The sequence below is a fragment of the Nonomuraea turkmeniaca genome (genome assembly GCF_005889735.1).
Classification (GTDB): Bacteria; Actinomycetota; Actinomycetes; order Streptosporangiales; family Streptosporangiaceae; genus Nonomuraea; species Nonomuraea turkmeniaca.
Window position 1 is genome coordinate 1 of the sequence record NZ_VCKY01000169.1, and the last position, 22,973, is coordinate 22,973.

18 protein-coding genes are annotated in these 22,973 nt (G+C 69.7%); 13 read left to right on the plus strand and 5 right to left on the minus strand.

Features of this window, described 5'->3' with window-relative positions; translation table 11 throughout:
• The coding region (locus ETD86_RS37145) for a hypothetical protein (protein WP_138671327.1) at positions 1-556 on the minus strand (556 nt) is incomplete at its 3' end.
• 297 nt (positions 557-853) lie between these two features.
• On the opposite strand from ETD86_RS37145, the gene ETD86_RS37150 reads away from it, so the two are divergent.
• The 8 genes from ETD86_RS37150 (at position 854) to ETD86_RS37185 (ending at position 11,010) form a co-directional block, all read left to right on the plus strand.
• Entirely contained in the window at positions 854-1,225 is a 372-nt protein-coding gene (locus ETD86_RS37150; protein WP_138671328.1) for a hypothetical protein, read from the plus strand.
• Positions 1,222-2,352 (plus strand): GNAT family N-acetyltransferase, encoded by a 1,131-nt coding sequence (locus ETD86_RS37155; RefSeq protein ID WP_138671329.1) that lies wholly within the window; start codon positions 1,222-1,224, stop codon positions 2,350-2,352. Before ETD86_RS37150 ends, ETD86_RS37155 begins: the two co-directional genes overlap by 4 nt.
• 139 nt (positions 2,353-2,491) lie before the next feature.
• Positions 2,492-3,325 carry a glycosyltransferase family 2 protein gene (locus tag ETD86_RS37160; RefSeq protein WP_138671330.1) on the plus strand — a complete coding sequence of 278 codons (834 nt, stop codon included), beginning with the start codon at positions 2,492-2,494 and terminating at the stop codon, positions 3,323-3,325.
• Positions 3,326-3,337: 12 nt separating this feature from the next.
• Positions 3,338-4,279, plus strand: a complete 942-nt coding sequence (locus ETD86_RS37165) for a glycosyltransferase family 2 protein (protein ID WP_138671331.1) — start codon at positions 3,338-3,340, stop codon at positions 4,277-4,279.
• Entirely contained in the window at positions 4,276-5,079 is an 804-nt protein-coding gene (locus ETD86_RS37170) for a polysaccharide deacetylase family protein (RefSeq protein WP_138671332.1), read from the plus strand. The genes ETD86_RS37165 and ETD86_RS37170 overlap by 4 nt, the downstream gene beginning before the upstream one ends.
• On the plus strand, positions 5,072-6,388 hold the full coding sequence (locus ETD86_RS37175) for a lipopolysaccharide biosynthesis protein (protein ID WP_138671333.1): 1,317 nt from the start codon (positions 5,072-5,074) through the stop codon (positions 6,386-6,388). The genes ETD86_RS37170 and ETD86_RS37175 overlap by 8 nt, the downstream gene beginning before the upstream one ends.
• A gap of 8 nt (positions 6,389-6,396) precedes the next feature.
• On the plus strand, positions 6,397-9,759 hold the full coding sequence (locus tag ETD86_RS37180) for a hypothetical protein (RefSeq protein WP_138671334.1): 3,363 nt from the start codon (positions 6,397-6,399) through the stop codon (positions 9,757-9,759).
• A 114-nt stretch (positions 9,760-9,873) separates the two neighbouring features.
• The gene (locus tag ETD86_RS37185; RefSeq protein ID WP_246148775.1) at positions 9,874-11,010 is read left to right on the plus strand and encodes a DUF418 domain-containing protein; all 1,137 of its coding nucleotides are present in this window, start codon (positions 9,874-9,876) and stop codon (positions 11,008-11,010) included.
• Between the two features lie 201 nt (positions 11,011-11,211).
• On the opposite strand, the gene ETD86_RS37195 is transcribed toward ETD86_RS37185, so the two are convergent.
• From ETD86_RS37195 to ETD86_RS37205, 3 genes are all read right to left on the minus strand, one after another.
• Positions 11,212-12,603, minus strand: coding sequence for a GH39 family glycosyl hydrolase (locus ETD86_RS37195; protein WP_246148776.1), 1,392 nt, complete (start codon positions 12,601-12,603; stop codon positions 11,212-11,214).
• Positions 12,604-12,823: 220 nt separating this feature from the next.
• Positions 12,824-13,573 (minus strand): SDR family oxidoreductase, encoded by a 750-nt coding sequence (locus ETD86_RS37200; RefSeq protein ID WP_138671338.1) that lies wholly within the window; start codon positions 13,571-13,573, stop codon positions 12,824-12,826.
• Positions 13,574-13,685: 112 nt separating this feature from the next.
• Positions 13,686-14,726, minus strand: coding sequence for a phosphotransferase family protein (locus ETD86_RS37205; RefSeq protein WP_138671339.1), 1,041 nt, complete (start codon positions 14,724-14,726; stop codon positions 13,686-13,688).
• A 152-nt stretch (positions 14,727-14,878) separates the two neighbouring features.
• Between ETD86_RS37205 and ETD86_RS37210 the strand changes: the two genes are divergently transcribed.
• Positions 14,879-15,961: a GNAT family N-acetyltransferase gene (locus tag ETD86_RS37210; protein ID WP_170223465.1), complete on the plus strand. Its 1,083-nt coding sequence runs from the start codon at positions 14,879-14,881 to the stop codon at positions 15,959-15,961.
• Positions 15,958-17,082 carry a DegT/DnrJ/EryC1/StrS family aminotransferase gene (locus ETD86_RS37215; RefSeq protein ID WP_138671340.1) on the plus strand — a complete coding sequence of 375 codons (1,125 nt, stop codon included), beginning with the start codon at positions 15,958-15,960 and terminating at the stop codon, positions 17,080-17,082. Before ETD86_RS37210 ends, ETD86_RS37215 begins: the two co-directional genes overlap by 4 nt.
• On the opposite strand, the gene pdxR is transcribed toward ETD86_RS37215, so the two are convergent.
• Complete coding sequence (gene pdxR / locus ETD86_RS37220; protein ID WP_138671341.1) at positions 17,069-18,442, minus strand: MocR-like pyridoxine biosynthesis transcription factor PdxR; 1,374 nt, start codon at positions 18,440-18,442, stop codon at positions 17,069-17,071. The genes ETD86_RS37215 and pdxR overlap by 14 nt on opposite strands.
• 71 nt (positions 18,443-18,513) lie before the next feature.
• Here pdxR and ETD86_RS37225 point away from each other — a divergent pair, with 71 nt between their 5' ends.
• From ETD86_RS37225 to ETD86_RS37235, 3 genes are all read left to right on the plus strand, one after another.
• Complete coding sequence (locus tag ETD86_RS37225; protein ID WP_138671342.1) at positions 18,514-19,152, plus strand: pyridoxamine 5'-phosphate oxidase family protein; 639 nt, start codon at positions 18,514-18,516, stop codon at positions 19,150-19,152.
• 85 nt (positions 19,153-19,237) lie between these two features.
• Positions 19,238-21,622: a serine/threonine-protein kinase gene (locus ETD86_RS37230; RefSeq protein WP_138671343.1), complete on the plus strand. Its 2,385-nt coding sequence runs from the start codon at positions 19,238-19,240 to the stop codon at positions 21,620-21,622.
• Between the two features lie 113 nt (positions 21,623-21,735).
• The coding region (locus ETD86_RS37235; RefSeq protein ID WP_138671344.1) for a serine/threonine-protein kinase at positions 21,736-22,973 on the plus strand (1,238 nt) is incomplete at its 3' end.

Consider the following 22,973-nt stretch of genomic DNA (forward strand, 5'->3'; position numbering starts at 1 on the left):
CCCCCACCCTTCCCGCCGAGGAGAGCCCGACGCCCGAGGCCGTGCCCGAGCAGGACGACCTGACACCCTCGCCGACGCCGACCCGGAGCGCCGAGCCGTCGGCCAGGCCCACGCCGAGCGGGCAACCGGCCGCCTCACGCCCGAGCACCAGGCCCGCGGCAGTGCCGACGGCCACGCGCCGCAGGCCCGCTCCGGCCGGCGCCCGGCTTGGCGTCTCCTGCCCGCGCGAGATCGACGGCGCGGCCAAGATCGGGCTCAGCGCCCGCAACGCCTCGGTGTCCTGGGTGGCGACCGCCGCACAGGGCTTGGACGTCTTCCCGGCGAGCGGGTCGATCAAGACCGGCGGATCGACGAAGATCTGGGTGACGGTGATCGAGCCGAACGACGCCGGCACCGGCCGGGTCTCGTTCACCTCGAACGGCGGCACCGGGACCTGCTCGCTGTCCTGGGACGGCCGGGAGCCCCGGGCGTCCGACCCGCCGAGCGACGAGCCGACGCCCACGCCGGAGCCGACCGAATCGCCCACCGGGATGGAGTCGTCGTCAGTGGAGCACATGAACGGGTAAAACTCTTGTAACGTAACAGTAGACTCATTTTTTAGACGACAATCGGGGATATATCGGACCCTGGCTCGAAGATCCTAGGCCGCATAGGGCATTCTGGTGTGCTTGGGGACCGCGTCGGGTCCGGAGACCACTTGACCGTGTGTTGAACATCACACAAGAAATCTCTGCCTGCCGGTAAACCGGAGCGCGTCGCCAAGCGTCGGCATTGACGTGTCCAGGCGCGGATTGGTCCCATGAACTGCGGATCAACCGCGCTTTACCCAGTAAGAGCAGGAGAGATACAGGAGATGCTCAGGCAGCACCGCAGAGCCCTCGCCTGGTTGGTGGGGCTGGCCTGCATAGCGGGAGCTGTAGTGGCGCTGTTCGACATCGAGACGCCGCTGCGCCCGTTCCTGATCTCGCTGTTCCTTCTGGTGGTTCCAGGAGCGGCAGTGGTGGGACTGTTGCGTGATCGTGACCCACTGGCCGCACTATCCGTAGGAGCCGCGGCAAGTCTCGTACTGAACGTGCTTCTCGCGGAGGCCATGCTGCTCTTCGGCGCATGGTCGCCGCGAGCCGGGGTGGCGACGGTCGCCGTGCTCGGCGGGTTCATGTACGTGCTCCGCGTCTTGTACCGGGGGAAGAGCATGCAGACCGAACAGGGGGCCAGGACAAGGTGAACATCCAGGTAGTTCGGCCGGGTGAGCTCGGGGACTCCGAGCTGGCCCGATGGCGTGAGCTGCAGAAGGCCGACCCGAGTCTGGACAACCCGTTCCTGTCGGTCGAGTTCGCCGTTGCGATGGACCGCTTGCGCGACTACGTGAGGGTGGCGGTCGTCTCCGACGGAAGCGGCATCAAGGGTTTCTTCCCCTACGAGCGGCACAACTTCGGCATCGGCAAACCACTCGGCGGCTTCCTCACCACCTGTCATGGTCTGATCTCGACCCCCGACCTGAAGCTCGACGCCAAGGCCCTGCTGCGGGCCTGCAAGCTCAGCGTGTTCGACTTCGACCACCTGGTGGCCGGGCAGCCGACGTTCTCCCCGTACGAGCAGGACGTGCGCCCGGCCCCGGTCATGGACTTCACCTCCGGCTTCGACGCCTGGATCGAGCAGGTCAAGGCCAACTCGCCGAAGAACCTGAAGACCGTGCGCTACAAGGAGCGCAAGCTCGGCCGTGAGCAGGGCGAACTGCGCTTCGAGTGGCAGTCGGCCGATCCCGAGGTGCTGCGCACGTTACTGGCCTGGAAGTCCGACCAGTATCGAAGAACTGGCCGGGTGGACAGATTCGCGCAGCCATGGATCGTCGAATTGACCGACATGATGCATGCCGAGAACTCATCGGACTTCGCAGGTGTCCTGACCATGCTTTATGCCGGTGACGTGCCAGTTGCCGGACATTTCGGCCTCCGTACGGCGACCACGCTTGTAGGGTGGTTCCCCGCCTACGACACCGAGTACGCGCGCTATTCGCCCGGCATCGTGCACCATCTCCAGATGGCCGAGGCCGCCGCGGACAGCGGCCTGCACATGGTGGACATGGGCAAGGGCGGCAAGGAGTACAAAGACTGGCTCAAGAGCGGGGTCCTGTACGTTGCCGAGGGCCGTATCTCGCGACCGTCCGCGACGGCGGCGGTCCACTGGATCGGCCGAACTCCTTTCAACAAAGCCCGAACAATTGTCATGGATCGACCGTCTCTCTATAGAGCGGCCGACCGTGTCCTCAAGGGCTTTGGTCGGGTGCGCACTTCCATGCAGCAGCAAGAGCCATCCAACGCAGTAGTCAAGGAACCGACCGGAGCACGCTGAGCGCTCCCCGAACCCGCAGCCACACCCTCACTCCACAGGACCCTTCAATGCACTGCTCATCGGCTTCGCCATTCCCGCAGCACCCGGGACTGGATTCGGCCGGCCCGCAGCGGAGGGCCCCGGAAGGATATCCCTCGCCATGAGTCCCGAGATCACCAAGCACAACGGCAAGGTCCACTCCTCGCCCCTCCGGTCGATGCCACCGCCGACGAGCTTCACGCCCGTAACGCCTCACCTGGCCATTTCCCCGACGGTGAGCGTGGTCGTGCCGGCGATGAACGAGGCCGAGAACCTCCCTCATGTCTTCGCCACGATCCCGCAGTGGATCGACGAGATCGTGCTCGTCGACGGCAACTCCGTTGACGACACCGTGGCCGTGGCCAAGCGGCTGCGTCCCAACGTCAAGATCGTCACGCAGACGGGCAAGGGCAAGGGCGACGCCCTGGCCGCCGGTTTCGCCGCGTGCACGAGCGACATCATCGTCATGATCGACGCCGACGGCTCGACCGACGGCCGCGAGATCATCAACTTCGTGGGCGCGCTCGTGACGGGCGCCGACTTCGTCAAGGGATCGCGCTACGCCTCCGGTGGCGGCAGCGACGACCTGACGCTGAACCGGCGCCTGGGCAACAAGGTCCTCACCGGCATCGTCAACGTCATGTACAGCACCAAGTACACCGACCTGTGCTACGGCTACAACGCTTTCTGGGCCCGCCACCTGGACGTGCTCAACCTCGACTGCGACGGCTTCGAGGTGGAGACGCTGATGAACGTGCGGGCCGCCAAGGCCGGGTTGAAGGTGCACGAGGTGCCGAGCCACGAGCGCAACCGCATTCACGGCGAGAGCAACCTGCGCGCCGTACGAGATGGCCTCCGCGTGCTCAAGACCATCCTGAAGGAGTGGCGTCGCCAGCCCGCTCCCGCTCAGCCTGAGCCGACCGCCACTCCCGCCGCTGACCGAGGCGTCGCATAAAAGAGGATCGTTGTGAACACGTCTGTTGTCATCTGCGTCTACACCGAGGACCGGTGGGAGGACATCAGGCAGGCAGTCGAGTCGGTCGAGAACCAGACACGCCCGGCACACGAGCTGATCCTGGTGGTCGACCACAACCCCGACCTGCACCTCAAGCTCAAGCGCGAGTACCCGCAGGCCATCGTCGTGGAGAACACCCACGAGCAGGGGCTGTCCGGCGGCAAGAACACCGGTGTGGCCACGGCCAACGGTGGGATCGTCGCGTTCCTCGACGACGACGCGGTCGCCGATCCCGGGTGGCTGGAGGCTTTGGAGGAGGGCTTCCAGGAACCGGGCGTGGTGGGCGTGGGCGGCCGTACCGACCCCCTGTGGGCGTCGGGCAAGCGGCCGCGGTGGTTCCCGTACGAGTTCGACTGGACGGTCGGGTGCACGTACCGAGGCATGCCGTCGGTACGTGCACCGATCCGCAACGTGATGGGGGGCAACGCGGCGTTCCTGCGTGACGTGGTGTCCGAGGTGGGCGGGTTCCACAGCGGCATCGGGCGCAGCGTGCAGGGACGCAAGTCGCGCCCGCTGGGGTGCGAGGAGACGGAGTTCTGCATCCGGCTGAGCCAGCGCAAGCCCGGCTCGGTCATGCTGTTCGAGCCGCGTGCGGTGATCGGGCACAAGGTGTCCAGGCAGCGCGAGGGGTTCGCCTACTTCAGGTCCAGGTGCTATGCCGAGGGCCTGTCGAAGGCACTGGTGACGCAGGAGGTGGGCACCCAGGACGGGCTGGCCAGCGAGCGCGCGCACGCGCTCAAGACGCTCCCGCTGGGCGCGCTGCGCGGGGTCGGCGAGGCCGTCCGCGGCGACCTGGGCGGTCTCGGCCGGGCGGCCGCGATCGTCATCGGACTGGCCTGGACGACCTGGGGCTACGTGGTGGGTTCCGTACGGCTTAAGGCGGCACGATCATGATCCGCGTTCCGATCCTGATGTACCACTCCGTCACGGACACGCCCAATGACGAGACCCGCCCGCACTCGGTGCGGCCCTCGGACCTCGACGAGCAGCTCGCCTACTTGAAGGAGAGCGGATTCACCCCGCTCACGCTGGGTGACCTGGTGGCCGCGCTGAACAAGATCGACGGCCATGCCGTGCCGGAGAAGCCGGTCGTGGTGACCTTCGACGACGGCTACGCCGACTTCCACAGCCAGGCGCTGCCGCTGCTCGACAAGCACAGCTTCCCGGCCACGGTCTTTCTGACCAGCGGCTGGGTCACCGACGCGGGCAATGACGCCGCGGGCCGCCCGCTGGACGACATGTTGTCCTGGGGCCAGGCCCGCGAGGCGGCGCAGACCGGCATCGAGATCGGCGGCCACAGCCACAGCCACCCCCAGCTCGACCAGCTCCGCATCGAGGATCTGCGGCAGGAGCTGCGGAAGAACAAGGGCCTGCTGGAGGAGAAGATCGGCGCGCCGGTCGCCACCATGGCGTACCCCTATGGTTACTCCAGCGCCCGTGTCCGTCGCGAAGTACGCAAGGCCGGATATTTCGCCGCTTGCGCCGTGAGCAACACGATCGCCGCGGACCGGCACGACATGCTCGCCATCCCCCGGTTGACGGTCGGCAAGGGCACGACCATCAACATGTTCAAGCGCGCCGTCGAAGGCAACGCCGTACCTCTCATCTACCTGCGCGAGCGCATCCTCACCAAGGGGTACGCGGTCGTGCGGCGCACGAGGTACGGGCTGCGGCGGGTGCGCGGAAATGTCTAGCGTCTGGGGAAAGATCCTTCGCGACCTGCGAAATCCCCTCTTCCGGCAGGGCTACGCCCTCATGACGAACACCGTCGTCACCGGCGTGCTCGGCATGGGCTATTGGCTGCTGGCCGCCCACTTCTACACGCCCGAGGAGTTCGGCCGCGGGCAGGCCGTGATCACCGCGATGCGGTTGTTCGCGTCGCTGACCGCGCTGGGGTTCGTGGGGGCGCTCGCCCGATACCTGCCGGTCGCGGGCCGCCGCACGCCCGAGCTGATCTTGCGCGGGTACGGCCTGGCCGCCGCCACGGGCGGGGTCGCCGCGCTCGGCTTCCTGCTGACGCTGCCGATGTGGGGTCAGACCTACCAGGTGCTGGGTGGCTTCGGGCCGGGGTTGTTCTTCCTGGCGTCCGTGGTGGTGTGGGCCGTGTTCACGCTGCAGGACGTGGTGCTGACCGGGCTGCGCAAGGCCACGTTCGTGCCCATGAACAACCTCGTCTTCGGCCTGGTCAAGATGGGGCTGCTGGTAGCGCTGGCGGGCGCGCTGCCCGAAGGCGGGATCTTCGTCTCGTGGGTGATCCCGACGGCGCTCGCGCTCATCCCGGTCAACTGGCTGATCTTCGGTGTGGTCGTGCCCCGGCACGTGCGGGCGGCCGACGCCGGCCAGGAGCCGCCGCGGCTGCGGGAGATCGGCAGGTTCCTGGCCGGGGACTTCCCTGGGACGTTGTCGATCCTGGCGATCGTCTACCTGGTGCCCGTGGTGATCGCCACGCAGGTGGGCGAGGCGACGTTCGGGCGCTTCTCGATGGCGCACACGCTGGCCAGCATGATCGAGCTGCTGGCCATGAACATGGCGGTGTCGCTGACCGTCGAGGCCTCGTTCGATCCGGCCAAGCTGGCGTTGAACTGCCGGCGGGCGTTGCGGCGAGCGTTCATGATCGTCACACCGCTGATCGCGGTGGCGATCCTCGGGGCGCCGCTGATCCTGATGATCTTCGGCTCGGAGTTCGCCGAGGAGGGCACGCTGCTGCTGCGGCTCATGGCGCTGGCCGTGCTGCCCCGAGTGCTCATCGAGGTCTATCTGAGCGCGTTGCGGGCGCAGAGCAAGGCACGGTCGCTGGCGGTCGTGCAGATCGGGCTCGCCGTGCTCGTGCTGGTGTCCACCATCGCGTTGTTCCCGTACGCGGGGGTGAACGCGGTGGGGTACGGGTTGCTCTTCAGCGAGCTGCTCGTAGCGGCGTTGATCTTCGGGAATCTCCGTAGAATTCTCAAGTTCGGTGAATCAGGGAAGGCGACTGTCATCCAGGGGTCGTCCGGGGCCGCATGATGGTCAACGTGAGGCAACGGGACGGCGATGGCATGACAACGGGGATCACCGGCTCCTCGGACGTGCGTGGGGACAAGGAGGAGTCAGACGTGCCCTTCGATCCGGAGGCTACCGGGGTGATCCCGAAGCTGACGTTCGACAAGGAGCCCGCCTCTGCGGAGGCGGATGAGGGCGCGGCTGAGGGCTCTGCTGCCACGGACGAGGGCGAGTCCGCCGCGGACCAGACCACGACGTTCCGGATTCCCGGGCCGTCCCTCCACATCGGCCGGCCGCCGGCCGCGGAGGACGCGGAGGACGCGGATTCGGGGACCGCTGGGACCGTCTCCATGCCCGTCCAACGGCCCGAGGACGAACCGTCGGGGGCTGAGGAGCCGTCGGGGGTCGAGGGCTCCGAGAGTGCTGACGGCGGCTCCAAGACGCCTACCGCCTCTCAGAAGACCGACCCCGACAAGGCGGGCCCGCCCGAGGCGCCCGAGCCCAAGAAGGCCAGGACACCTGAAGCGCCCGCGCCCAAGAAGGCCGGGACACCTGAAGCGCCCGCGCCGAAGAAGACGTCCGGCTCCGAGGCCAACGCGCCGACCAACCCGGGCCTGCGCAACCAGCCGCCCAGCGGGCCGCAGCAGGCTGCCGCGAAGGGGACTGCGGGCGCGAAGCCGGGCGCGCCCAAGGACGCGTCGCCTACCGATGCGCCCGCGAAGGAAGCCCAGGCATCGTCGACGGCATCGCCTGACACCGGCGCGACCAAGCCGGGCCTGCGCAACCAGCCGGCCAGTGGGCCGCAGCCCGCGAAGGAGGCGTCCGCCGCCGCCGGGACGGCGCCCACGAACGTGCTGCCCGCCGAAGCACCTCCCGCCGGCACGCCGGCCCCTGGCACTGCGCCTGGGAGCCCGGCCGCTGGCGGGCCGGGCTCGCAGCCGGGCTCTCAGCCGGGCCCCCAGTCCGCAGGCGGGCCGGGCCCCCAGCCGGGCTCCCAGTCCGCAGGTCGGCCGGGTGGGAGGCCGGCTGCCGGTCGGCCGGCCGGTGGCGGGCCGACCGCGCTGGGCGCCTTGGTGCAGCCCGTTGGGGCACCGCCCCAGAGCCCGGGTGGGCCGGGCGCGGCGCCAGGCGCGCCCCCGCGGCAAGCACACCCCCAGCAGGCGGCCCCCCGGCAGGCCGGCCCGCAGCAGCCACAGCCATTCCCCCAGCAAGCCATGCCGCAGCAGGCGGCCCCCAAGCCGCGCCCTGCCGGAGGCAGGGCCGGCGCGCTGATCGCCAGCGCCCCCAAGTGGCTGCCCGTCCTGCTGGTCCTCGAGGGCCTGCTCATGTACGTCCTCGCCCTCAAGGTCTCCCCAGGACCCTTGCGCGGCGTGGATCCGCGTGACATCGACGGCCTCGGACTGATCTCGGCGCTTCCGACCACGGCCTTCATCGCCATCCTCATCATGATCGTGTCGTTCTTCGTCACGGTCGCCCAGAGCACGGACCGCAAGTTCCTGCTCCTGTTCCAGATCGCCGCCATCACGTTCGCCCTGCACGGCGCGGGCGCCCTGGTGGCGACCGAGCCACGCTTCCCCACCGCGTACATCCACGCCGGTTTCGTGGAGTTCATCAGCAGAACCGGCGAGACCGCGATCAGCATCGACGCCCGCATGGGCTGGCCGGGCTTCTTCGCCCTGTTCGCCTTCGTGACGAAGGCCGCGGGCATCACCGACATGACGCCGATCCTGATGTGGACGCCGCTCCTGTCGAACCTGCTCTACCTGCTCCCGTTCGTGCTGATCCTGCGCCAGGTCGTGGCGACCACGCGGGCACGGTGGTTCGCGGCGCTGCTGTTCGTGCTGGTGCAGTGGATCGGGCAGGACTACTTCTCCCCGCAGGGCTTCACGTTCGCGCTCTATCTGGCGTTCGTGGCGATCCTCCTGCGCTGGTTCGGGCGGGTGGAGCCGCGTATCAAGCCGATCTCGCCCAAGGGTCTGCGCAAGCTGCTCGGCAAGCTGGACGCGATGACCCCGGGCGAGCTGGCCAACACCGGCACGTACCGCGCCGACAAGCTGCTCATGCTGATGATGTTGCTGGCGCTGTTCTTCGCGTCGGTGGCCTCGCACCAGATCACGCCGTTCATGATGCTCGGCGTCGTGACCGCGTTCCTGATCTTCAAGCGGACCTCGCTGACGTGGGCGCTGCCGTTCGCCCTCGGACTCGTGGTGCTGGCCTGGATCAGCTACATGACGGTCGGGTTCTGGGCGAGCCAGATCGACGCGATCTTCGGCGGACTGGGCAACATCTTCGCGAACTTCCGCAGCAACACCGGTGACCGGATCGAGGGCAGCGACCCGGCGCACGCGCTGGTGCTCCAGGCCCGCCTCGGCATCCTCGTGGTCATCCTCGCCCTGGCGGGCGTCGGCCTGTTCCGGCGGTTGCGGCGCGGGGTGTTCGACCGGTCGGCGCTCATTCTGCTGTGCGTGCCGGTGCTGGCGCTCGGCCTGCAGAGCTACGGCGGCGAGATCGGGCTGCGCATCTACATGTTCGCGCTGCCCGGCGCCTGCCTGCTGGCCGCGTACGCGTTCTTCCCGAACCTGCCGGCCGACAGCGCGGACGTGCGCGAGGAGACCGTGCCGCTGCGCAAGCGGAACGTGCGCTTCAACCCGCAGCTCACCAAGAAGCTCTCGGTCGTGCTGGCGGCCTGCTTCGCGGTGTTGTTCGCGTTCGCGTTCCTGCTGGCCAGGTACGGCAACGAGAAGTTCGAGCGGGTCACCGCCGGCGAGGTGGCGGCCATGCACTACGTCTACGAGCACGACAAGCCGAGCGCCAGGGTGATCTACCTGGTGCCGAAGGTGGGGCCCGAGGTCACGCCCACCATGCCGTGGGGCGAGCGGGACGTCGAGATCGTCAGCTTCAACCTGCAGGCCCTGGTGCACAAGGATCCGACGAAGATCACGGACGCGGTCAAGAGGCTGCAGGAGTCGCCACGGAACTCGTACCTGATGGTGAGCCGCGGCCAGGTGAGCTACCTGCAGCTGAACCAGGGGTTCCCGGCGGACTGGGGCGAGCGGTTCCGCGCGGCGCTGGACGCCTCGCCTGACCTGAAGCGGGTCTTCTCGAACGAGGACGCGGCGCTCTACACGTGGAAGAAGTTCGTCCGCGGCACGGAGATCCCCGAGCCGAACCCGTACGTGGGGCGCGGCGACCCCACCTCGCCCTGGACGCGGGTGGGCATCGGCGCGCTGGGGGTGACATGGGTCGCGCTCTTCGGGTACGAGGTCATCCGGCTGAACGGACCGAACCGGGCGAGGAAGGCACGAAAGCGCCTGATCTTCCTGGCGGTGCCCGCGTTCGCGGTGGCCCTCGCGGTGATCATCGAACGGTTCATCTATATCGCACAAAATAGCTGAATTCACAGGAAACACTCAGGATGTGCGGAATGATGCCACTCGATGAGGACACAGAGGACACTTTCCGCAATCACGGACGCACGACCCCCATCCGCGGCGGCGAGGATCGCTTCTGTGGACGCCCTGAGAGGCTTCTCGCTGCTGGGCATCCTCGTCGTGAACATCGCCTTCCTGGCCTCCGGCTACCGGATGGCCGGGCTGGCGGAGCCCGCCTTCCACTCGTCGCTGGACTGGGGCGTGCGGTGGGCCGTGACGCTGCTGCTGGAGAACAAGTTCTACTTGCTGTTCTCCTTCCTGTTCGGCTACAGCTTCACGCTGCAACTCGACTCGGCCGCGCGGCAGGGCCGGCCGTTCGTCCCGATGTTCCTGCGGCGGCTGGCCGGGCTGTTCCTGCTGGGGCTGGCGCACGCCGTGTTGTTGTTCCCCGGGGACATCCTGACGACGTACGCGGCCGTGGGTGTGGCGCTGCTGGTGCTGCGGCGGATCACGCCCCGGACGGCCGTCCTGCTGGCCGCCGGCCTGACCGCCCTGCTGGCCCTCGGCTTCGTGCTGCTGGCCTTGCTGGCCATGGCGGGCCACGACATGTCGGGGACGGTCGCGACCGGGGCCGCTGAAGCCGCCCGATCGGATGCGGCCCTGGGTGGCGGCATCTGGCAGATCATCTCGGAGCATGTCCGCAAACTGTCCCTGATCATCATGTTCCGCGTGCTCTTCCAGGGGCCCGCGGTGCTGGCCGCGTGCCTGATCGGCCTGGCCGTCGGCAAGCTGGGCGCCCTCCGCGACCTGTCCGCCCACACGCGGGCGCTGCGCGGGCTCCAGTGGGCGGGCTTCACGGTCGGGCTGGCCGGCGCCTTCTTCTCCACCCTGTCGGCCTGGAACGGCACCGTGCACGAGTTCTGGGGCGAGGCGGTGGACCTGGTGACGGCCCCACTGCTGGCGGCCGCGTACGGGGCCACGTTCCTCCGGCTCCTCCCGTACATGCCGCGGATCGGGCGGGCTCTGGCCGCTCCCGGGCGGATGGCGTTGTCCAACTACCTGGCGCAGTCGCTCATCTGCTCGTTGATCTTCACGGGGTACGGTCTGGCGCTCGTGGACCGCGTCAGCCCGCCGCTGGAGATCCTGATCGCCCTCGGCATCTTCGTCGCCCAGGTGTTCTACAGCCGGTGGTGGCTCAAGAGGCATCGGTACGGGCCGGTGGAGTGGTGGCTGAGGTACCTCACGTACTGGCGCAGACCCGCGCGTGCCCGGTGAACCTGCTGCCCGGCCGCAGCGGCTCGAGCAACTCCAGCGCCTTGAGGCGTGCACGGGTCGCGATCAGGCGCCTCCAGGTGCGCAGCGAGGACCGTCCCTCGAAGTCGCCGCAGCCGTGCCAGGCCCGCGACCGTGGTACCGTCCCGGCCGCCTGGACGCGATGCGCGGAGGGCGAGGTCCATTTCGAATGGGGCGTGGGACTTACGCCCCACCCCGGCCCGTCCATTTGATTTCGTAGGGCGCCAGGGTGACCTGTTTGCCGTCCACTGTTGCCGTGACTTCCTCCTCGGCGGTGTTCACCATCACGATCTGGCGTTCCTGACCCAGGACCTTTACCCGATCGTCCGAGGACTGTACATCAGCCAATTGCACACCCGACGGGAACCACTTCGTGAAACCGCTCAGCAGGCCGGCCATGGGCATTTCACCGCCTACCTTCGGAGCCCACAGGCAGCCGCCGCATTCGCCCTCGTCCTTTTGCTGCGGGTTCCAATACAGTGCCGTGGTCACACCGCTCTTGGCGAATTCCATCAGGGTCGTGGCCTGGACCGCCGTCCGCTTCTCGTCGGACCAGTCCGAGTTCTCCGGCTCCACGTACCACTCGGCCCACCACACCGGCAGTTCGTTGCTCTTTTCGCGCAGCCACGTCGTGATCGCGCTGAACTTGGCCTGGGCGGCGAAGTCGTTGGGGACGTTTCCCTTGTCGTTCGTCATGGAGGCGCCGTCGACCACGATGAAGTCGGCGCCCTTCTTGTGGTCGATCCAGTACTCGATCGCGTCCAGGGCCCGCTGGTCGACGGTCCCCCACGGGCCGCTCAGCTCGGAGGGGCGGGCGGAGCGGGCGCTGCTCTCGATCGGGACGTACGGGCCCCCGACCTGGATGTCCTTGTTGACCTTCTTCAGGGCCGTGTAGACCTTGTTGTACATCTCGGTGTAGCCCCTGGCGTCCCACCGGTTGGTGGCCGGGTCCCAGAAGCCCTTGAACTCGTTCCACACCATGTAGTGCTTGACGGTCGGATACTGCTTGGCCACCCGCGCGGCCAGCTTGGCGAAGTCGTCGAAGTGCTCGGGCTCGGGTGAGACCGTGTGGTTCTTGCTCCAGTCCGTACGTCCGGCCTGCCCGCCCTTCATCCAGTCGGGCGCGCAGCACAGCGTGATCACGGGCACCGCCCGCGACGACGCCATGAACTTCAACCGCCGGTCGAGGTCACGGAAGTTGAACTGCCCGGGGCTCGGCTCGGGGTTGCCGACTCCCCAGCCCATGATGTGCTGGTTCTGCAGCATCGGGACCCGGCCGAGCACGCCCCTGGCCTGCTCGACGACGTCCTGCGGCTCGTTGTCCGCGCTGTACTGGGTGTGCGTGATGCCCCAGCGCGGCCAGGTCTCCAGCGCCGGCGGCTGGTCGAGCTGGGGAGCGGGCTCGGTGGGCACCTTCGTGGCCACCTCGGCGCCGGTGAACCCGGTGCGGGGCTTCGTCCGCATCGAGGCGTAGACCATGATGCCCGCCACCAGGATGACCGCCAGGATTCCTGCTCCCAGGGCGATCGGCCAGGGCGATCGTCGGCGCGCGTGTCGGCCGTCGGTCGGAATCACTGAAGCGCTCCTCACAAGTCGCGGACGTATCAAAGGGTGGGCATCCAGCATGGCCCAGCCCTGCTTACGGTAATCGTCCGGCTTGCAAGAGACTTACGGTTGGTCTACGTCCGGTTACCGTTTTCGCCGGCTGGGGCTACCACTATCTCGCAGCTGCGGACACCGCTGCCCTTCCGCTCCGTCTACCGCCGTGTCACTGGCGCGGCGCCGTTCCCACGGCTCAGCTCCCCGGTGGCCGCTGGCCGCCGGCAGGGCCGGGGACTCCGGCGTAGCGGTACGGGACCGGCTGCCTCCCGGGCTGGACGATCAGCAGCGTGCCCGGAACGTCGGTGTAGAAGGCGGACTCCACGGCGGCGGCCACGTTCTCGGCCGTGAGCAGCGGGAACCCCGCGTTGACGAACATCTCCCGCGCCTCCGCCACCAACGGCGTGTCCGTGAACCCCGGGCAGACGGCGCTGATCCGGATGTTCTGCGCCGCCAGCGGCTCGGCCAGCGCCCTGACCAGGCCGACGACGGCGTGCTTGGTCATGGTGTAGATCGGGTCGCCGGCGTAGCCGACGAGCCCGGCCAGCGACGACGTGACCACGATGGCGCCGCCGCCGGAGCGCAGCAGGAGCGGCACGGCGGCGCCTACGCCGAAGACCACGCCGTCCACGTTCACACCCATCACCTGGCGGTAGCGCTCCACGTCGAAAGCCGTCACATCCACCCGGGCGGGGATCCCGGCGTTGAGATGCACCAGGTCCAGCCGCCCGTACCGCTGCTCGGCCAGCGCCACGGCCTCGAGCGAGGCCTCCTCGCGGCTGACGTCGGCGGCCAGCCACGCGCCGTCCACCTCCTTGGCCAGCCGCTCGACGCCCTCGCCGTCGAGGTCGACGAGGACGCACCTGACGCCGCCCGTCGACAGGCGCCGCGCCGTGGCGGCGCCGATGCCGCTCGCCGCTCCGGTGATCAGTGCAACTGTGCTCATGGCGCTCGCTCCTCGTGGGTGCGGTCAGGGGGTGCGGTAAGCGATCTCAGGTTTCGGGCTGCGGCTGCCTCGGGTCAAGCCTGCGCTCGGTCGTGGTGCGGCCTGCCTCTGGTCACGCCTGGTCGAGCATGCGGTGCGCGCGGGAGATCAGCGTCGGCACGGCGGAGCCGATCCCGTCGAATCCCTCTCCCACGGTCTTACCTTGCCGGAACCGCGCGTGAATACCCTCCACGATGACCGCCAGCTTGAAGTTACCGAAGGCCACATAAAACCCAAGATCCGAAATATCCCGCCCGGACACCTTCGCATAGTGGCCGGCGAACTCGGCCGCGTTCATGAACCCAGGGGCAACGGTCACGTCTCCCGCCACCGGGATCCTGGCCCGCTCCTCGTCCCCGCGATCATGCCAGTACGTCAGCGTCAGCCCCAGATCGGCCAGAGGATCCCCGAGCGTGGACATCTCCCAGTCGACCACGGCCATGATCTCCAGATCGCCCAGCCGGATCAGCGTGTTGTCCAGCCGATAGTCCCCGTGCACCAGCGTGCCGGAGCCCGCGGTCGACTCGGCGGGCAGCCGTCTGCGCAGCCGGTCCACGAGCCGGTCGTACTCCGGCAGGTCGCCCGTCTTCGACCGCTCCCACTGCTGGCACCATCGGTCGAGCTGCCTGGCCATGTACCCCTCGGGCCGCCCGAAGCCGCTCAGCCCCACCTCGCGGTAGTCCACGGCGTGGACGGCGGCCAGCACCTCGGCCAGCCGCTCCGACAGCCGCCGCGTCAGCTCCGTCGAGGGCGCCGGGTCGCCGAGCTGCTCCCTGGTCCGTACGGCAGTGCCGTCCACGTGCCCCATGAGATAGAACGGCGCCCCGATCACGTCCTCGTCGCCGCAGAACGCGACCGGCTCGGGCACCGGCACGGGCGTCGGCGCGAGCGCGGCGATGACCCGCCACTCGCGTCGCATGTCGTGGGCGGTGGGCAGCACGTGACCGAGCGGCGGGCGGCGCAGCACCAGCTTGCGCTCGCGGGCCTCGATCAGATACGTGAGGTTCGACCGCCCGCCCGAGATCAGCGAGACGGTCTGGGGCTCGCCCGCGTCGGGCACGTTCCGGCCCATCCACTGGACCAGGCTGGGCCGGTCGATGCCAGGTAGGGTCATGGACACAACATTAGAACGTGACTCGGTTATGAAAACCATCTGAGAATTCTGTAACGTTCCGTGTCCACATCGTGGAGCAGTGAACAGATCCCTTAGGCTGGCCGTACATGCCCGTAGCCAAGAACCCCGAGGCATGTCGTCAGTAGGAGCCCATGCGCGTCACCCTTGCCCTCCCCCGTGAGCTGGGCCAGACCGAAGTGAGTCGATGGCGGGCTCTGCAGGAGTCCGACCCCGCTTTCGACAATCCCTTCCTGTCCCCAGAGTTCACGATCACGGTGGGCGAACTGCGGGATGCCGTCCAGGTCGCCATCCTCTACGACGGTCCCGAGATCGTGGGATTTTTCCCCTTTGAGCGGCATCCGCTGGGCATCGGCAAACCGGTCGCCACGGGGCTGACCGACGCCCAGGGCCTGATCCACGCCAAGGACATCGAGATCGACGCGCGCCGGCTGATCAAGGAGTGCGGGCTCGCGGTGTACGAGTTCGACCACCTCGTGTCCGGGCAGCCGCTGCTGGGCCGCCGGCACGAGCGCCACCCGTCGCCGATCATCGACCTGCGGGACGGGTACGAGCAGTACACAGCGGCGCTGAAGGAACATTCCGGCAAGACGTACAAGACCACGCTGGCCAAGTCCCGCAAGCTCCAGCGCGACGCCGGCACGCTCCGCCACGACTTCGCGATCACCGACCTGGAGCCGCTGCGCACGTTGCTCGGCTGGAAGACCGACCAATACCGGCGGACCGGACGCACCGACAGGTTCGCGCACCGGTGGATCGTCGAGCTGGTCGAGCGGCTGCTGGCGACCCAGTCGGAGAGCTTCGCCGGCGTGCTCGACATGGTCTACGTGGACGACCTGCCGGTCGCCGGGCATTTCGGGGTACGCACGCGGACGACGCTCGCCGGCTGGTTCCCCGCCTACGACACCAGCTTCGCCAAATACTCCCCCGGACTCATCCACCACCTGGCGATGGCCGAGCAGGCCGCCGCGGCCGGGATCGAGGTGATCGACATGGGCCGCGGGCAGAAGGAGTACAAGGACAAGCTCAAGAACGGCGAGCTGGAGGTGGCCGAGGGACGGGTGGCCACGGCCAGCGCGGCGGCGGGCGTCCACTGGATGATGCGGGTGCCGGCGCGCAAGACCCGGGCCACCGTGATGGCCAACCCGCTGCTGCTCAAAACCGCGGACAAGGCGTTGAAAACCTACGGGCGCTTCCGTACTGTCATACAGCGGTGAAACACATCGCAGAGCGCACGGGCCGTCACTGCCTGCTGCTTCCGTCCAACCGTCTCGGCCTCTACCTGGCCCTACGCCACTGGTGTGCGCCGGGCCAGCGGGTGCTCATGTCGCCCATCTCGGCCGACGAGATCCTCTTCCTCGTGCTCGCGGCCGGCCTGCGGCCGGTGATCGCGCCGCTGTCGCCCCACGACGGCAACATCGACGCCGGCCGGGTCGATCTCGCCGCGGTGGACGCCGTTCTGACGACCAACCTGTACGGACTGCCCGACCGCGTCGACGCCTTCGCCGGGAAGATCCTGATCGAGGACGTGGCGCACGCCATGGAGACGAGCGTGGGCGGGCGGCCGCTGGGGACGTTCGGCCAGGCGGGGGTCTTCAGCCTCTCCAAGCACCCGGCGGCGGGCTCGGGCGGCGTACTCGCCGTGGAGCGGGAGTCCGACCTGCGGGCCCTCGAACGCGCCCGTGACGCGCTGCTCGTCAACGGCTCGTGGAGAGCGGACCTGATGGGCGTGGCCACCTCCATGGCCAGACAGGCGGCGCTCCAACTGGACCTGGTACGCCCGGCGCTCGCGCTCATGCGCCTGCTCGGCATGCAGGAGGAACGCGAGGGCTACCGCATCGCGCTCGACCCCGCGGGGCTGGAGCTGGCGCTCAAGGAAGTCCCTTCGCTGCCGCCCTTCGACCCCTGGGTCCGCGCCGACCTGCACGACTACCGCGCGCGAAGGGGCCCGCTGGCCCGCTGGCACCAGTCCCGGCGTCTGGCCAAGGTCCCCGCCGACCGCGGGCGGCGGCTGGCGGGCGTCGCCCGGCTGGCGGAGCTGCCCACCGTGGCGCCGGCCGTGCGGGACGACCTGGAGCAGCCGCTGTTCCGGGTGCCGCTGCTGGTGCGCCACAGGGACGCGGCCATCGCCGAGCTGGAGCGGCACGGGGTCGCCACGGGTTACCTGTACGACCCTCCGTACGACGACTACGCCCCAGGCTTCACCGAGCCGTCGCCGGACCCGCTCCCGGCTCGCTGGTGGGCCCGGCACGTGCTCCCCGTCGACCCGGTGTACGCCGAGCGCGCCCTCCCCGTCCTCCGCCGCCTGGAGCCCCCACCCCCGGTCACGCGTTCTTGATCAGATCGGCCAGGGTGCGGCAGCCGCGGCGGACGTCGGCGAGCGACGCGGACCCGTAGCCGATCACCAGGCCGTGCAGCCGCTCCCGCCCGTGGTGGTGGCGTTCGGTGGAGTCGAGCAGGACGCCGCATTCCCTGGCCCGCTCGACCACGGCGGGCACCACGGTCGCGGGAAGCTCCGCCAGCACGTGCAGCCCGGCCGTGTCACCGTGGAGCCGGCAGACCGGGCCGAGGAGCTCGACCACGGCGGCGCGGCGGCGGGCGTACTCCAGGCGCATGCGCCGCAGGTGCCGGTCCAGGTCCCCGCGCTCCAGCAGGGTCGCCACGGCCTGCTGGACGGGCCCGCTGGTGCGGTCGGCCACGGCGCGGCGCAGGCGGGCGATGCCGGCGACCAGCTCGGGGTCGCCGACCAGCCAGCCGACGCCGACGTCGGGCGCGAGGCTCTTGGAGAGCGTGCCCAGGAGCACCACCCGCGACGGGTCGAGGCCGTAGAGCGCGGGCAGCGGAGCGACGTCGTAGCGGAACTCGGCGTCGTAGTCGTCCTCGATGATCGTCGCACCCGTGCTCCTGGCCCAGGCCAGCAGCCGCTCCCTGCGCGGGATGGGCAGCCGTCCGCCCACCGGGTACTGGTGGGCCGGGGTCGTGTAGAGCACCCGCAGATCCGCGGGCAGCCCGTCCACGATCACGCCGTCCTCGTCCACCGGGCACGGCACGACCTCGGCCCCCCGGGCCGCGAACACGGTCCGCGCCACGTGATAGCCCGGGTCCTCCACGCCGGCGCGGGCGCCCCCGCCGAGCAGAGCGAGCGCGCACAGGTCGAGGCCGTTGCCGGTGCCCCTGGTGACCAAAATGTTCTCCGGGCCGACGGCCATGCCTCTGGCCCGCCGGAGGTGGTCGGCGAGCAGCTCTCTGAGCCGCGGCAGGCCGTACGGGTCCGGCGCGGCACGGGGCGGCAGGTCGCCGGCCTTGCGCCAGGCCCGCTTCCACGCCGCCCGGTCGTAGTCCAGGACCCAGGGCTCACCGGCCCTGAGGTCGATCCAGGAGCGCGGGGGCGCGGGCTGGGCAGCGGGCACGTGCGGCGTCTCGCGAGGCCGCCTGGGCGCCTCCATGTCGGCCACGAACGTCCCCGAGCCGTGCCGCCCGTCCAGCCACCCCTCCGCATAGAGCTGCTGGTACGCCTCCGTGACCACGGTCCTGCTCACCTCCAGCTGGGCCGCGAGGGCTCGCGTGGACGGCAGCCGCTCACCGGGCGCCAGCGCGCCGTCCAGCATAGCGCGGCGCAGCCAGTCGGCCAGCTGCGCGGTGAGCGACTCGGTCGCGTCACGCGACAGGGAAACGGGCAGGTCAACAGAGGTACGCACGGAAGTGGTCCCTACGAAGGGGTCGATAGTGGCCCTACAGAATAGGTCCACTTCGCGATTACCGTCGAATCATGCTCTCCACCACTCCTCGCACCACGCTCGGCCGCTCGAAGGAACGCGGCAGCGCCGACAGGAACGACCTGTACGAGATCCTCGACACCGGCCTGATCTGCCACTTGGGCGTCGTCGTCAACGGTCACCCGATGGTCATTCCCACCGGCTACGGCCGCGTCGGCGAGACGCTCTACCTGCACGGCTCCACGGGCGCCACGTCCCTGCGCGCGGCCGGCGACGGCGAGGTCTGCGTCACGGTCACACACCTGGACGGCGTCGTGCTGGCCCGCTCGATCTTCCATCACTCCGTCAACTACCGCTCGGCGATCGTCTACGGCCAGGCCAGGCTGGTGACGGACCCGGACGAGCGGCTGACGGGGCTGCGGGCGCTGGCCGAGCAGCTCGCGCCCGGCCAGTGGGACTACGTGCGGCCGCCGTCGCGCAAGGAGATGGCCGCCACGGCCGTGCTGGCGCTGTCCTTGGAGGAGGCGTCGGTCAAGATCCGGCGCGGCGCGCCGGTCGACGAGGAGGAGGACTACGCCCTTCCGGTATGGGCCGGCGTGCTGCCCCTGGTCACCTCGTGGGGTGAACCCGAGCCAGATCCGTTGCTCCCAGAAGGTATCGATGCTCCTGTTCACATCCTCCATCGGGAGTAGTTCTATAAATCAGGTACCACTTGGCAAACCCGACTCCTTGATCGCACGTCTCATCAGGTGGGCCGGCTCCTGATGGGAGAGGCATATGGAGTGGAGCGCTCCCGGTTACACCGAAGTCAGACAACTCGGCGCGGGCGCCAGCGGGCGGGTCGCGCTGGCCGTGCACGACGAGACCGGCGTCAAGGTCGCGATCAAGTACCTCTCGGCGGACCTGCTGCGCGATCCGGCCGCGCTGGCCAGATTCCAGTCCGAGGCGCGGCTGCTGACCACGCTCCGCGACCCCAATATCGCCACGATGTGGGAGTACATCCAGGACGCAGGCGGCGCGGCCATCGTGATGGAGCTGGTCAACGGCGTATCGCTGCGCGCGCTGATGCGCGAGCACGGCGCGACCGAGCCGGAGGCCGCGCTGGTCGTGCTGAAGGGCTCGCTGCTCGGCCTGGCCAGGGCGCACACGATGGGCCTCGTACACCGGGACTACAAGCCGGAGAACGTCATCGTCAGGGACGACGGCGTGAGCAAGCTCGTGGACTTCGGCATCGCGGTGCGGCAGGGCACGGTCGCGCATCCGGAGGGCACGCCCCCGTACATGGCGCCCGAGCTGTGGGAGGGCCGGCCCGCCTCGCCGTCGACCGACGTGTACGCGGCCACCGCGGTCTTCTTCGAATGCCTGACCGGGCACCGGCCGTACCGCTCGACCGAGCCCAGCGTGCTCGGCTACCAGCACATCCATGCCCCTGTACCGTTCCACGACGCGCCCGAGCCGGTGCGCGAGCTGATCAGGCGTGGCCTGGCCAAGGACCCGGGGCGGCGGCCGGAGAGCGCCCTGGCGTTCGTGTCCGAGCTGGAGGCCGCGGCCAGGGCGGCGTACGGCGAGGACTGGGAAGAGCGGGGCAAGCGGCGGCTGGCCGCGCTGGTGGCCCTGCTCGCCCTGCTGCTGCCCACGCCGCCGGCGCCCGCGCCCGAGGTGTCCACGTCGCTGGCCAGGACGGTCTTCCGCGGGCTGCGCTCGAACGTGTCACGCGTGGCGATGGGCGGCGGGCTGGCCGCCGCCGTGGCGGTGGCGGTGGTGGTGATCGTGGTGGCCAACCGGGAACGGCCACCCGGGCCGATCGGCGCGGCGGCGGCCGTGCCGCCGACCGAGATCACCCCGGAGCTCGCCTCGGCCCCTCCGACGACCCCGGAGTCAACGCCCGAAGGCACACCCGAGAGCAGCCCGGAGAACACGCCAGGGACCGGCCCGGAGAACACGCCCGAGGCGATCCTGCCCGAGGAGAGCCCCACGGCCACCAGACCCGCGACCCTGCCCACGAGGACCCGGACGCCCACGTCGACACCGACCACGACACCCATCACGACACCCACCACGACACGGACGACGACAGCGACAACGACACCGACGACGACACCGACGTCGGCTCCGCCCTCGACGCCACCCGTCACACCGACGCCACCCGTCACACCGACGCCCACGCTGACCACGCCGTCGCCGGCCACGTCGGTGCTCGCGATCGGCCTCGGCGACCTCAGGATCGATGAGAACGGCGTCGCCGCCACCACGGTCAACATGCGCGCCAGCGGCACCGCCGCCGTGATCGCCACCGCCACCTGGGCCGCCTCCGGCACGGACGGCCGCACCGAGCGCGTGCGCCTGATCGGCTCCACGACCTACACCCGCACGCTCACCTGGTCCATGGGCGAACGCCCGTGCGGCAAGACGGTCACGCTGACCGTCACCACCTCCCCCGCGGCCCCCGGCGGCGGCAGGACCGCCTCGGTGACCGCGCCGCCCTGCCCGACGAGGGTGACCGGGTTACGGGTCGGCCTCGTGCTGCCTGCCGCGCCCGCCCGCGCCGCCCAGGCGAGGATCAGGGTGACGGCGAGCGGCACCGGCGAGATCCCGGTCCAGGCGGAGTTCGCGGTGAACGGCGACCCGGTCGGCACCCGCACGGCGAACCTGTCCGGCCAGACCTCCTACGCCCGGACGCTCACCCACACGTTCAGCTCCCGCCCCTGCGGCTCGACGTTGTCGGTGAAGGTGACCGCGGGCGGCCGGACGGCCACCGCGCGGACCTCCGTCCCGTGCCCGCCGGAGCTCGCGGAGGTGCGGCGGGTCTCGATCGTGCGGGCCGGTGCCGGCGACGGTCTCACGGCGACCGTCCAGGTGCTCACGTCGAACACCCAGCCGGTACGGCTCAACGTGGCATTCTCGGCCGGCGAGCTCGGCGGCACACGATCGGAGACGCTGTCCGGCGAGACGTCCTACTCCACGACGTTCGCCCTTCCGGTCAAACAGCTTCCGTGCGGCACGAAGTGGTCCGTGACGGCCTCAACGGTCCCGGCCGCGGGCAACGGCGGCGACACGGCCAGCGGGGTCACGCCCGAGTGCCCGTCCGAGGAGCAGCCGACGAAGGAGCCCACGAAGGAGCCGCGGCCCGAGACGTCCGATACACCGGGCAAGGTTGACTAATACCCGTAATCCAGACTTATCAGGATATTGGTAGCGGGAAAACGGTTCCCTCTGGTTAAGCTACGCTCCGTTTGATGCGGGTGGGGGCCCAGACAAGTCCAGAGGAGGCCGTTATGTACGGCGAGGGGCAATGGGGGGTCCCCGGCTATACCGGGGTTCGCGAACTGGGCTCGGGAGCCGCCGGTCGTGTCGTGCTGGCCACGCGCGACTACGACGGCGCGGAAGTAGCCATCAAATATCTCAGCGACGAGCTGCGATCCGACATGGGCTTCGTCGCCCGCTTCCGGCACGAGGCCAGGCTGCTGGCCACGCTGCAGAGCACGCACCACGCCCGCCTGATCGACTACGTCGAGTCCGGCCAGGGCGCGGCGATCATCATGGATCTGATCAACGGGGTCTCGCTGCGGGAGATCCTCAGGTCCGAGGGCCCGACGGGAGCGGAGGCCGCGCTGGCGGTGCTCAAGGGCTCCCTCCAGGGCCTGGCCTCGGCGCACGCCATCGGCGTCGTGCATCGCGACTTCAAGCCCGAGAACGTCATGGTGCAGGCTGACGGCACCAGCAAGCTCGTGGACTTCGGCATCGCGGTCCGGGCGGGCGAGGACGCGAGCGCGGCGGGCACGCCGCCGTACATGGCGCCCGAGCAGTGGTCGGGCGCGGCCGCCGGGCCCGCGACCGACGTGTACGCGGCCACCGTGGTGTTCTTCGAATGCCTGACCGGCACCCGCCCCTACCGGGCCCCGAACCTGGCCGCGCTGGCCCGCCAGCACCAGAGCGCGCCGCCCCCGGTCGAGGAGGTGCCCACGGCGCTACGTGGCCTGGTCGAACGCGGCCTGGCCAAGGACCCTGCCGGGCGCCCGCCGTCGGCGGAGGCGTTCCTGACCGAGCTGGAGGCCGTCGCGGCCGAGGGCTACGGACCGGACTGGGAGGAGCGCGGGCGTCGCCGCCTGGCCGCCCTCGCCGGCCTGCTGGTCCTGCTCTTCCCGAGCCCGCTCGAGGACCCCGCCCCCGCGGAGACGCGGACCTCGCTCGCCGAGACCCGGTTCCGCGACCCGTCCAGCGTGCTGCGCAAACTCCCTGCGAAGCTCGCCATCGGGGCGGTCGCGGCCGGCGTGCTGATCGGCGCCATCGTGATCATCGCCACATCCTCCGCCGACCAACCGGTGCTCCAGGCGCAGACGACCACGAACACGCCGAGCCCGGGGACACCGTTCACGGAGGAGCCGGCCGAGACGGACGAGGCGTCGCCCACACCGGAGGAGACCACACCCGAGCCGTCGGCCACGACGAGCGACACACCGGCGCCCGTGCCGACGGCGAGTGCCGACCCCACCACGACGGCCACCGCCACGCC